The sequence below is a fragment of the Pseudomonas sp. P1_A1 genome, from assembly GCF_056406935.1.
The window spans coordinates 82,632-94,865 of the sequence record NZ_JBFTZE010000015.1 but is presented as its reverse complement, the minus strand read 5'-3'; the positions used below and the strand labels follow the sequence as shown (position 1 = coordinate 94,865).

10 protein-coding genes are annotated in these 12,234 nt (G+C 60.5%); 5 read left to right on the top strand and 5 right to left on the bottom strand.

The features are described 5' to 3' along the window. Positions 1-41 precede the first annotated feature (41 nt). The 4 genes from acnD to AC1D2Q_RS21325 all read right to left on the bottom strand — a co-directional run bounded on the left by acnD (position 42) and on the right by AC1D2Q_RS21325 (position 5,541). A complete protein-coding gene (acnD, locus tag AC1D2Q_RS21340; protein ID WP_477814450.1) occupies positions 42-2,636 on the bottom strand; it encodes a Fe/S-dependent 2-methylisocitrate dehydratase AcnD in 2,595 nt (864 codons plus the stop codon). Between the two features lie 111 nt (positions 2,637-2,747). Then, a complete protein-coding gene (prpC, locus tag AC1D2Q_RS21335) occupies positions 2,748-3,875 on the bottom strand; it encodes a bifunctional 2-methylcitrate synthase/citrate synthase (RefSeq protein WP_477814449.1) in 1,128 nt (375 codons plus the stop codon). Positions 3,876-3,931: 56 nt separating this feature from the next. Next, positions 3,932-4,822, bottom strand: coding sequence for a methylisocitrate lyase (gene prpB / locus AC1D2Q_RS21330; protein ID WP_018925250.1), 891 nt, complete (start codon positions 4,820-4,822; stop codon positions 3,932-3,934). Then, positions 4,819-5,541, bottom strand: coding sequence for a GntR family transcriptional regulator (locus AC1D2Q_RS21325; protein ID WP_007902102.1), 723 nt, complete (start codon positions 5,539-5,541; stop codon positions 4,819-4,821). Before AC1D2Q_RS21325 ends, prpB begins: the two co-directional genes overlap by 4 nt. A 297-nt stretch (positions 5,542-5,838) precedes the next feature. Between AC1D2Q_RS21325 and rloA the strand changes: the two genes are divergently transcribed. The 4 genes from rloA (at position 5,839) to pabB (ending at position 10,394) form a co-directional block, all read left to right on the top strand. After that, positions 5,839-6,375: a retropepsin-like aspartic peptidase RloA gene (gene rloA, locus AC1D2Q_RS21320; protein WP_019579744.1), complete on the top strand. Its 537-nt coding sequence runs from the start codon at positions 5,839-5,841 to the stop codon at positions 6,373-6,375. Positions 6,376-6,380: 5 nt separating this feature from the next. Further along, positions 6,381-7,916 carry an osmotic stress tolerance membrane protein RloB gene (gene rloB / locus AC1D2Q_RS21315; protein ID WP_477814448.1) on the top strand — a complete coding sequence of 512 codons (1,536 nt, stop codon included), beginning with the start codon at positions 6,381-6,383 and terminating at the stop codon, positions 7,914-7,916. After that, positions 7,916-8,902, top strand: a complete 987-nt coding sequence (locus AC1D2Q_RS21310) for an alpha-L-glutamate ligase-like protein (protein WP_138866058.1) — start codon at positions 7,916-7,918, stop codon at positions 8,900-8,902. The genes rloB and AC1D2Q_RS21310 overlap by 1 nt, the downstream gene beginning before the upstream one ends. Before the next feature lie 154 nt (positions 8,903-9,056). Next, the gene (pabB, locus tag AC1D2Q_RS21305; RefSeq protein ID WP_477814447.1) at positions 9,057-10,394 is read left to right on the top strand and encodes an aminodeoxychorismate synthase component I; all 1,338 of its coding nucleotides are present in this window, start codon (positions 9,057-9,059) and stop codon (positions 10,392-10,394) included. A 159-nt stretch (positions 10,395-10,553) separates the two neighbouring features. Here pabB and thrH read toward each other — a convergent pair whose 3' ends face one another. Next, positions 10,554-11,171, bottom strand: coding sequence for a bifunctional phosphoserine phosphatase/homoserine phosphotransferase ThrH (gene thrH / locus AC1D2Q_RS21300; RefSeq protein WP_477814446.1), 618 nt, complete (start codon positions 11,169-11,171; stop codon positions 10,554-10,556). 171 nt (positions 11,172-11,342) lie between these two features. Here thrH and AC1D2Q_RS21295 point away from each other — a divergent pair, with 171 nt between their 5' ends. Beyond that, positions 11,343-12,083 (top strand): phosphoadenylyl-sulfate reductase, encoded by a 741-nt coding sequence (locus AC1D2Q_RS21295; protein ID WP_007942164.1) that lies wholly within the window; start codon positions 11,343-11,345, stop codon positions 12,081-12,083. Positions 12,084-12,234 lie beyond the last annotated feature (151 nt).

Sequence of the window (12,234 nt, the reverse complement as noted above, 5' to 3'; positions counted from 1 at the left end):
ATGGCCAGCGCGGGACTTGAAATCCCGCGCGGCTCGTCGTATTAAACGGCAACCGCCGACTCTTCGAGGAAGTCCTGAGCGAAACGYTGCAACACGCCGCCGGCCTCGTAGATCGACACTTCTTCGGCGGTGTCGAGGCGGCAGGTCACCGGCACTTCGACGCGTTCACCGTTCTTGCGGTTGATCACCAGCGTCAGCGTCGCGCGCGGGGTGCGATCGCCGATCACGTCATAGGTTTCGCTGCCATCTATCCCTAAGGTTTTACGATTGGTACCCGGCAGGAACTCCAGCGGCAACACGCCCATGCCCACCAGGTTGGTGCGGTGAATGCGCTCGAAACCTTCGGCGGCAATCGCCTCCACACCCGCCAGACGCACGCCTTTGGCCGCCCAGTCCCGGGACGAACCCTGGCCGTAGTCGGCGCCGGCAATGATGATCAGCGGCTGCTTGCGCTCCATGTAGGTCTCGATCGCTTCCCACATGCGCATCACTTTGCCTTCCGGTTCGACCCGCGCCAGCGAACCCTGCTTGACCTTGCCGTTTTCCTGCACCATTTCATTGAACAGTTTCGGGTTGGCGAAGGTTGCGCGCTGCGCGGTCAAGTGGTCGCCACGGTGTGTGGCGTAGGAGTTGAAGTCCTCTTCCGGCAGGCCCATTTTCGCCAGGTACTCACCCGCCGCGCTGTCGAGCATGATCGCGTTGGAAGGCGACAGGTGATCGGTGGTGATGTTGTCCGGCAGCACCGCCAGCGGGCGCATGCCCTTGAGCGGACGCGCGCCGGCCAGCGCGCCTTCCCAGTACGGCGGACGACGGATGTAGGTGCTCATCTCGCGCCAGTCGTACAGCGGCGTGACTTTCGGGCCGGTGTCTTCGTGGATGGCGAACATCGGAATGTACACTTGGCGGAACTGCTCCGGCTTGACCGAGGCCTTGACCACCGCGCCGATTTCTTCATCGCTCGGCCAGATGTCTTTCAGGCGGATTTCCTTGCCATCGACCACGCCCAGTACATCTTTTTCGATGTCGAAACGGATGGTGCCGGCGATGGCATAAGCCACCACCAATGGCGGCGAGGCGAGGAACGCCTGCTTGGCGTAAGGGTGAATCCGCCCGTCGAAGTTGCGGTTGCCGGAGAGTACGGCGGTGGCGTACAGGTCGCGGTCGATGATCTCTTGCTGGATCACCGGATCCAGCGCACCAGACATGCCATTGCAGGTGGTGCAGGCGAAGGCCACGACGCCGAAGCCGAGTTGCTCCAGCTCTTTGGTCAGGCCAGCTTCATCCAGATACAGCGCCACGGTTTTCGAACCGGGTGCCAAGGACGACTTGACCCATGGCTTGCGGGTCAGCCCAAGCTTGTTGGCATTGCGCGCCAGCAGGCCGGCGGCAATGACGTTGCGCGGGTTGCTGGTGTTGGTGCAACTGGTGATGGCGGCGATGATCACCGCGCCGTCCGGCATCTGGCCAGGCACGTCTTCCCACTGGCCGGAGATGCCTTTGGCAGCCAGATCCGAGGTCGCAACACGCGCATGCGGGTTGCTCGGGCCGGCCATGTTGCGCACCACCGAGGACAGATCGAAGCTCAACCCGCGCTCGTATTGCGCGCCTTTGAGGCTATCGGCCCACAGGCCGGTCTGTTTGGCGTAGTTCTCGACCAGCTGCACTTGCTTGTCTTCACGGCCGGTGAGTTTCAGGTAGTCGATGGTCTGCTGGTCGATGTAGAACATTGCCGCCGTGGCGCCGTATTCCGGGGCCATGTTGGAAATGGTCGCGCGGTCGCCGAGGGTCAGGTTTGATGCGCCTTCACCGAAGAACTCCAGCCACGCGCCGACGACTTTCTGTTTGCGCAGGTATTCGGTCAGCGCCAGCACCATGTCGGTGGCGGTGATGCCCGGTTGCAGCTTGCCGGTGAGTTCGACGCCAACACTTTCCGGCAGACGCATCCACGAGGCGCGACCGAGCATCACGCTTTCCGCTTCCAGACCACCAACGCCAATGGCGATCACGCCCAGCGCATCGACATGCGGGGTATGACTGTCGGTGCCGACGCAGGTATCAGGGAAAGCCACGCCGTCGCGCACCTGGATCACCGGCGACATTTTCTCCAGGTTGATCTGGTGCATGATCCCGTTGCCCGGCGGGATCACATCAACGTTCTTGAACGCCTTTTTGGTCCAGTTGATGAAGTGAAAACGGTCTTCGTTGCGACGGTCTTCGATGGCGCGGTTCTTTTCGAACGCCTCGGGATCGAAGCCGCCGGACTCGACGGCCAGCGAGTGATCGACGATCAATTGCGTCGGCACCACCGGGTTCACTTGCGCCGGGTCGCCGCCTTGCAGGGCAATGGCATCGCGCAAGCCGGCAAGGTCCACCAGGGCGGTCTGGCCGAGAATGTCATGGCACACCACGCGGGCCGGGAACCAGGGGAAGTCGAGGTCGCGTTTGCGCTCGATCAGTTGCTTCAGAGAGTCGGTGAGCGTGGCCGGGTCGCAGCGACGCACGAGGTTTTCCGCCAGCACGCGGGAGGTGTACGGCAGGGTGTCGTAGGCGCCTGGCGCAATGGCATCGACCGCCGCACGGACGTCGAAATAATCCAGAGAGCTGCCGGGCAGCGGTTTGCGGAATTCAGTATTCATCGTCAGGACTCGGTCACGGTAATTTCAATAGGTGGGCGCCTGGCACCGGGCTGAACCCCGACCTGCGGGGTTCCCGGTTCTTTCAGTAACCAGTACCGGCGCCCTCCCCGGTCAGCGTTGTTCGATTGGCACGAACTTGCGCTGTTCGACGCCGACGTACTCGGCGCTCGGGCGGATGATGCGGTTGTTGGCACGTTGCTCGAACACGTGGGCCGCCCAGCCGGTCAGGCGTGAGCAGACGAAGATCGGTGTGAACAACTTGGTCGGGATGCCCATGAAGTGGTACGTCGAGGCGTGGTAGAAGTCGGCGTTCGGGAACAGTTTCTTCTGTTCCCACATGGTTGCGTCGATGGCTTCTGAAACCGGGAACAACACCGTGTCGCCCACTTCGTCGGCGAGTTTTTTCGACCAGCCCTTGATCACCTCATTGCGCGGATCGTTGTCCTTATAGATCGCGTGGCCGAAGCCCATGATCTTGTCCTTGCGTGCCAGCATGTCGAGGGTGCCCTCGACCGCCTCTTCCGGCGAGCTGAAGCGCTCGATCATTTCCATTGCCGCTTCGTTGGCGCCGCCATGCAGCGGACCGCGCAGRGAACCGATGGCAGCGGTGATGCAGGAATACAGATCCGACAGCGTCGAGGCACACACCCGGGCGGTGAAGGTCGAGGCGTTGAATTCGTGTTCCGCGTAGAGGATCAGCGAAACGTTCATCACCTTGACGTGCAACTCGCTCGGCTTCTTGTCGTGCAACAGGTGCAGGAAATGGCCGCCGATGCAGGCTTCGTCGGTCACGCAATTGATGCGTTTGCCGTCGTGGCTGAAGCGATACCAGTAGCACATGATCGCCGGAAACGCGGCCAGCAGGCGGTCGGTTTTGTCGTGCTGCTCGGAGAAGTCTTTCTCCGGCTCGATGTTGCCCAGGAACGAGCAACCGGTGCGCATCACATCCATCGGATGAGCGTCGGCGGGGATGCGCTCCAGCACTTCTTTCAGCGCTTGCGGCAGGTCGCGCAGTTTGCTCAGTTTCTGGGTGTAGGCCGCGAGTTGTGCCTTGGTCGGCAGTTCGCCGTACAGCAGCAGGTAAGCCACTTCTTCGAACTGTGCGTCAGCCGCCAGTTCGCGCACGTCGTAGCCGCGATAAGTCAGGCCGGCGCCCGACTGGCCCACGGTGGACAGTGCGGTTTGCCCGGCCACCTGGCCACGGAGCCCGGCGCCACTGAGTACTTTTGCTTCGGCCATTGCTGTCTCCAATCTTGAATTTGTTAGGGAATCGGCAAGTTGTGGGGGATTGCGCCTTACTTCTTCGCCGCAAACAACGCATCGAGCTTCTGCTCGAAGGTGTGGTAATCGATGCGATCGTAAAGCTCCATGCGCGTCTGCATGGTGTCGATGACGTTCTGTTGCGTGCCGTCGCGGCGGATCGCGGTGTAGACGTTTTCGGCCGCCTTGTTCATCGCGCGGAACGCCGACAGCGGGTACAACACCAGCGATACATCGGCACCGGCGAGCTGCTCGGTGGTGTACAGCGGTGTCGCGCCGAACTCGGTGATGTTGGCCAGGATCGGCGCTTTCACGCGGCTGGCGAACAGTTTGTACATCTCAAGTTCAGTGATCGCTTCCGGAAAGATCATGTCGGCGCCGGCCTCGATGCACGCGGCGGCGCGATCCAGCGCAGATTCCAGACCCTCCACCGCCAGGGCGTCGGTGCGGGCCATGATCACGAAGCTGTCGTCGGTGCGGGCATCGACGGCCGCCTTGATGCGGTCGACCATTTCCTGCTGCGAAACGATCTCTTTATTGGGACGGTGACCGCAGCGCTTGGCGCCGACCTGGTCTTCGATGTGAATCGCCGCCGCGCCGAACTTGATCATCGACTTCACGGTACGGGCGACATTGAACGCAGAGGAACCGAAACCGGTGTCCACGTCCACTAGCAGCGGCAGGTCGCAAACGTCGGTGATGCGGCGCACATCGGTCAGCACATCATCCAGGCCGGTAATGCCCAGGTCCGGCACGCCGAGGGAGCCGGCAGCCACCCCGCCCCCCGACAGGTAGATAGCCTTGAAACCGGCGCGCTTGGCCAACAGCGCGTGGTTGGCGTTGATCGTGCCGACCACTTGCAGCGGATGCTCGCTGGCGACCGCATCGCGGAAACGCTGGCCTGGAGTGCTCTTGTTGGAACTCATGACTCACCTCGTTCAGTGGCTGTCGGGTTAGCGCCGTCCTGGTAGTGACGGGCGATATTGCGTTTGGAGGCGCCAATGTGACGGCGCATCAACAACTCGGCCAGTTCACCGTCACGGTCGGCAATGGCGTCGAGAATGCGGTGGTGTTCGGCAAACGCCTGGCGTGGCCGATTGGGTGTGGTGGAAAACTGGATGCGGTACATGCGCACCAGTTGATAGAGCTCGCCGCAGAGCATCTGGGTCAGGGTGCGGTTGCCGCTGCCCTGGATGATCCGGTAATGAAAGTCGAAATCGCCTTCCTGCTGGTAATAGCCGACGCCTGCCTGAAACGCCGCATCGCGCTCGTGGGTTTCCAGCACCCGGCGCAGTTCGTCGATTTCTTCAACGGTCATGCGTTCAGCCGCCAGACGACACGCCATGCCTTCCAGGGATTCGCGGATTTCGTAGAGTTCCAGCAATTCGGCGTGACTCAACGACACCACCCGCGCCCCGACGTGCGGCACGCGAACCAGCAGGCGCTGGCCTTCCAGACGGTGGATCGCCTCACGCAACGGCCCGCGGCTGATGCCGTAGGTGCGCGCCAGCTCCGGCTCGGAGATCTTGCTGCCCGGGGCGATCTCACCCTTGACGATGGCCGCCTGAATGCGTCGAAAGACGTTTTCGGAAAGTGTTTCCGAGTCGTCCTGAACCGTGACCGGGGGATCGAGTTGATCCAGCATATTGTCGACACCTTTAAAAGCAATGCCGCAAAAATTAGCGAATAAGGCCGGTTACGTCAAAGGATAAATAGACATTGTCGACAATCGTCTAATAACCGCTTGCACCATAAAGAAGCAGCACCCCCCGTTACAGCCGTCCGCCAGCGCTGGCGCCATAAAACCACCGTGCTAGAATGCCGCCCGCATTTGCTTGTCATCTGCATTGCCTGTCATAAAAAAAGGATAGGCATACGAGGGAGCTTGTGCAGCAATGCCAGGGCCTTGAATTGAGAAACGGACCGCTGCGCATCAGGATTTATGAGACTCAAGCTCTTCACCACATTTCTTTGTCTTCTTGGCCTGTCAGGTTTTGCCGCGGCAGGGGAAAAGACTGTGTACGGCCTCAATGAGTACGCGTCGCTGGATGGCATCAACCTGGAAGTTGCCGCCAAACTCGACACCGGGGCGAAAACCGCCTCGCTGAGCGCCCGCGACATCAAACGTTTCAAACGCAATGGCGAATCCTGGGTGCGCTTCTATCTGGCCATCGACGCCGCGCATTCGCACCCGATCGAACGACCGCTGGCCCGTGTCAGCAAGATCAAGCGCCGGGCCGGTGACTACGACCCGGAAGAAGGCAAGAAGTACACCGCCCGTCCGGTCATCGAGCTGGATATCTGCATGGGGTCGGCTTTACGCAGTATTGAAGTGAACCTGACCGACCGCAGCGCCTTCCAATACCCGCTCTTGATCGGCTCCGAGGCACTCAAGCGTTTCGATGCGCTGGTCGATCCAAGTCTTAAATACGCTGCTGGCAAACCTGCCTGCGCCACCGACGCACATACCGCAGAGTAATTCCAATGCGCTCTCTTACCCTCCATCTGAAATTGCTGATCGCCATCCTGGTGGTGCTGGGCATTTCAGTTACGGCCTATCAGATTTTCGTGCTCGGTATTCCGGTGACTGAAGACGCCACCGATGATTTGTGGAACATCGACGCCAAGGTCGAGTTCGTCGCCAACGCCAAAGACCCGATCAAGATCCAGATGTTCGTGCCGCCGCTGAGCCGCGACTACGTGAGCCTTAACGAGAGTTTCATTTCCAATAATTACGGTGTGGCAGTGAACCGTGTCGACGGCAACCGCAAGGTCACCTGGTCGGCGCGTCGGGCCAAGGGCAACCAGACCCTTTATTACCGTCTGGTGCTGACCAAGCGCTACACCGGCGAAAAATCCAAGGTCAAAGGGGCGACCTTCCGCGACAGCATCGCCGTCGAAGGCCCGGAAAAAATCGCCGCCGAAGCCTTGCTCGCGCCGATCCGTCAGCATTCGGCTGACGTCGAAACTTTCATCGGCGAAGCCATCAAGCGTGTCAACAACCTCAACGACGACAACGTGAAACTGCTGCTGGCCGGCGATCCGTCCACCGCGAACAAAGCCAAAATCGTCGAGCTGGTTCTGTCCATCGCCCACGTACCGGTGGAAAAGGTCCACACCATCCGCCTGGTGGCCGATCAGCCGCAAATGCCTGAGCTCTGGCTGCGCAGCTTCAACGGCACCGACTGGCTGTACTTCAACCCGGAAACCGGCGAACAGGGCCTGCCCACCGACCGCTTGCTGTGGTGGACCGGCGATGAAAACCTGATCACTGTCGATGGCGGCAAGAAAGCCAACGTCACCTTCAGTCTGAACAACAGCGAAATGAACGCCATTCGCCTGGCCAAGCTGACTGACGAAAACTCCGACGCCAACTTCCTCGACTACTCGCTGTACGGCCTGCCGCTGCAAACCCAGCAGACCTTCATGATCATGGTGATGATCCCGATCGGCGTGCTGGTGATCCTGATCCTGCGCAACCTGATCGGCATCCAGACACTCGGCACCTTTACCCCGGTGCTGATCGCCCTCGCCTTCCGGGAAACCCAGCTCGGCTTCGGCATCGTGCTGTTTACCATTATCACGGCGCTGGGGCTGTCGCTGCGTTCCTACCTTGAGCACTTGAAACTGCAAATGCTGCCGAGATTGTCGGTGGTGCTGACCTTCGTGGTGGTGCTGATCGCGGCGATCAGCCTGTTCAGCCACAAACTCGGCCTGGAGCGCGGGTTGTCGGTGGCGCTGTTCCCGATGGTGATTCTGACCATGACCATCGAACGCCTGTCGATCACCTGGGAAGAGCGCGGTGGCGGCCATGCCATGAAAGTGGCGATCGGCACGCTGTTCGCCGCCTCCCTGGCGCACCTGATCATGAGCGTGCCGGAGCTGGTGTACTTCGTGTTCACCTTCCCGGCGGTCCTGCTGATTCTGGTGGCTTTCATGCTGGCCATGGGTCGCTATCGTGGTTACCGCCTGACCGAACTGGTGCGTTTCAAGGCTTTCCTGAAAGAGGCTGACGCCTGATGTTCGGTCTCTGGAAGACCTGGAAAGCCCTGGAGGCCCGGGGCATCATGGGGATCAATCGGCGTAACGCCGACTACGTGCTCAAGTACAACAAGCGCAGCCTGTACCCGATCGTCGATGACAAGATCATCACCAAGGAACGCGCCATTGCCGCCGGCATTCACGTGCCGGAGCTGTACGGCGTGATCTCCACCGAGAAGGAAATCGATAACCTCAAGGAGATCATCGGCGGGCGCACCGACTTCGTGATCAAACCGGCCCAGGGCGCCGGCGGCGACGGCATCATTGTGGTTGCCGACCGGTTCGAGGGGCGCTATCGCACAGTGTCCGGCAAGATCATTGACCATGAGGAACTCGAGCACCATATCTCGAGCATCCTCACCGGCCTGTATTCCCTGGGCGGGCACCGCGACCGTGCGCTGATCGAATACCGCGTGACCCCAGACCAGATCTTCAAAAGCATCAGCTATGAAGGTGTGCCGGACATCCGCATCATCGTGCTGATGGGCTATCCGGTGATGGCCATGTTGCGCCTGCCGACCCGCCAGTCCGGCGGCAAGGCCAACCTGCACCAGGGCGCCATCGGCGTCGGTGTCGACCTGGCCACCGGCCTGACATTGCGCGGCACCTGGCTGAACAACATCATCAACAAACACCCGGACACCACCAACGCGGTAGACGGCGTGCAACTGCCCTACTGGGACGGTTTCATGAAACTGGCCGCCGGCTGTTACGAGTTGTGCGGGCTGGGCTACATCGGTGTCGACATGGTGCTCGACCAGGAGAAAGGGCCGCTGATTCTTGAGCTCAATGCCCGGCCTGGGTTGAACATTCAGATCGCCAACGATTGCGGGCTGACGTCCCGTACCCACGCGGTCGAGGCGCGACTCGAAGAGCTGAAGGCGCGCGGGATCACCGAAACGGCGCAGGAACGTGTGGCGTTCGTTCAGGAATTGTTTGGGCATATTCCGGCGGTTGAGGGCTGATCCCTCTGGCTCTTTGTGGCGAGGGAGCTTGTTCCCTCGCCACAGGCAAACTTCCCTCGCCGCAGATGTATCTCTTGCCGACATCCCCTCTAGGAGCAAATCCTGCAGAGGACTACAATCGCTCTCCCGCCTCGTTGGCTGATCTGCCCCGCCCATGTTGACCTGTTCCGTACACCCGCTGCCCTATCGCGCCAACCCTGCCGAGTACTTCACGGCGATTCGTCATGCCCCCGGTGCCGTGCTGCTCGACAGCGGCCGGCCGAGTGCCGAACGCGGGCGTTTTGACCTGCTCAGCGCCTGGCCGCTGGAGCAACTGGCCGTGTTGCCGGATGAAAGCGGCAGCCATTTCCTGCAACGCCTTCGCAAGAACCTTACACGGCTCGGTGAAGCAACCGTCCCTGACGACTTGCCCTTCGCCGGCGGCCTGATCGGCTACCTGAGCTACGACTTCGGCCGGCATCTGGAGAACCTGCCGAGCCAGGCGCGGGACGATCTGCAATTGCCCGACGCGCGCTTCGGGCTGTATGACTGGGCGCTGATCAGCGATCACCATCTGGCTACCAGCCAATTGGTGTTCCACCCGACGCTGATCGATAGCGAGCAACAACGGCTGATCGAACTGTTCACTCAGCCCACCACCGAGAACATCCAGCCATTCAAGCTGGACGGCCCGATGAGCGCCGACCTGAGCGCTGACGACTATCGGCAAGCCTTCGAACGCATTCAGCAGTACATCCAGGCTGGCGACTGCTATCAGGTCAACTTCGCCCAGCGCTTTCGCGCCCAATGCCAGGGCGATCCGTGGGCGGCCTATTGCGCGCTGCGGGCGGCTTGCCCGACACCGTTTTCCGGCTTCCAGAGCCTGCCCGACGGCGACGCGGTGCTGAGCCTGTCGCCGGAGCGCTTTGTCAAAGTCAGCGAGCGCCACGTCGAAACCCGCCCGATCAAAGGCACTCGCCCCCGCGGGCTGACCGCTGCCGAAGATGCGGCGAACGCCGCCGAACTGCTGGCCAGCCCCAAGGACCGCGCGGAGAACTTGATGATCGTCGACCTGCTGCGCAACGACCTCGGTCGTACCTGCCGCATCGGTTCGGTACGGGTGCCGGAGCTGTTCAGCCTGGAAAGCTATCCGAACGTGCATCACCTGGTGAGCAGCGTTACCGGTGAACTGGCGGATGACAAGGATGCGCTGGATCTGATCGCCGGCAGCTTCCCCGGCGGCTCGATTACCGGCGCGCCAAAGATTCGCGCCATGCAGATCATCGATGAACTGGAACCGACCCGTCGCGGGTTGTATTGCGGTTCATTGCTGTATCTGGACGTACGCGGGGAGATGGACAGTTCCATCGCCATTCGCAGCTTGCTGGTCAAGGACGGGCAGGTGTGCTGCTGGGGGGGTGGCGGGATCGTCGCGGATTCGGATTGGCAGGCGGAGTATCAGGAATCGATTACCAAGGTGAAGGTGCTGCTCGATACGTTGCAGAACCTCTGATACCGCACTTTTATGTGGCGAGGGAGCTTGCTCCCGCTGGGCCGGGCTGGCGCTCCAGTGCGAAGCGCCCCCCAAACCAGACACCGCATATCGTCAGATATAACGCATGCGGCTGCTGCGCAGCCGAGCGGGAGCAAGCTCCCTCGCCACAGATCGGGTTTACAAGCTCAGATTGCGATTCGAAGCCTTGATGAATTCCTGCTTCAACTCGGCAAAGCTGTGCACCGCCGGGAACTGCGGGAACTCGCGAATCACATTGTCCGGCGCATGGAACAGAATCCCGGCATCCGCCTCGGCCAGCATCGTGGTGTCGTTGTAGGAATCACCCGCCGCAATTACTCGGTAGTAGAGGCTCTTGAACGCCAAAACCGACTGACGCTTGGGATCTTTCTGACGCAACTGATAGCCCGTGACCCGACCGGCATCGTCAGTAATCAGACGATGGCAAAGTAACGTCGGGAAGCCCAGTTGACGCATCAGCGGCTGGGAAAATTCGTAAAAGGTGTCCGACAGAATCACCACCTGAAAGCGCTCACGCAGCCAGTCGACAAATTCACTGGCGCCTTCCAGAGGCTTGAGCGTAGCGATCACTTCCTGAATGTCGGAGAGCTTCAGGCCATGCTCGTCGAGAATCCGCAGGCGCTGCTTCATCAACACGTCGTAGTCGGGAATGTCCCGAGTGGTGGCCCGGAGGGACTCGATCCCGGTTTTTTCGGCAAAGGTGATCCAGATTTCCGGGACCAGCACACCTTCAAGATCCAGACAGGCAATTTCCACAAGACACTCCCATTAGTATTATTTATGAGTCGAGCGAGCAAAAGGACTGCCGAACTCTAGCGACTCGTCCCCCTCTGTGCAACGCAGAGGACGCGCCAGCCGCCGCAGGATTTTGTTACCATCGACGCATATAGAGCGCCCAGCGCCACCGACCTGTAGGAAGCCGCCCTGATGAGCCCATCGTTCGATGTCGTGGAACTCGCCACGACCTATGCCAACAAATCCGCCCAGGACATCCTGAAACTCGCGTTCGCCGAGTTCGGCGATGACCTGTGGATATCTTTCAGCGGCGCCGAGGATGTGGTGCTGGTGGACATGGCCTGGAAGCTGAACAAGAACGTCAAAGTGTTCAGCCTCGACACCGGCCGCTTGCATCCCGAGACCTACCGCTTCATCGAGCAGGTGCGCGAGCACTACAAGATCGATATCGAAGTGGTGTCGCCGGACTACAGCAAGCTCGAGCCTTTCGTGAAGGAAAAAGGCCTGTTCAGTTTCTACAAGGATGGCCATGGCGAGTGCTGCGGCATTCGCAAGATCGAGCCGCTGCGTCGCAAACTGTCTGGCGTGACCGCCTGGGCCACCGGCCAGCGTCGGGACCAGAGCCCGGGCACCCGCAGCGCCGTCGCGGTGCTGGAAATCGACACCGCGTTTTCCACCCCGGAACGTACCCTGTACAAGTTCAACCCGTTGGCACAGATGACCAGCGAAGAGATCTGGGGTTACATCCGCATGCTGGAGCTGCCGTACAACAGCCTGCATGAACGCGGATTCATCAGCATTGGTTGCGAGCCTTGCACCCGTCCGGTGCTGCCGAACCAGCATGAGCGCGAAGGTCGTTGGTGGTGGGAAGAAGCCACGCAGAAAGAATGCGGGCTGCATGCCGGGAACATCATCAGCAAGTCCAAAGCCTGAAAGATCGCAGGCTTCGCCAGCCCCTACAGGGGAATGGTGTTCATTTGTAGGAGCTGCCGCAGGCTGCGATCTTTTGATCTTAAAAATGTGTACACAGAAATGTCACCATAAGTGCCATATCTGTGTGCACTTTTAGTTTCATCGCCCCAAA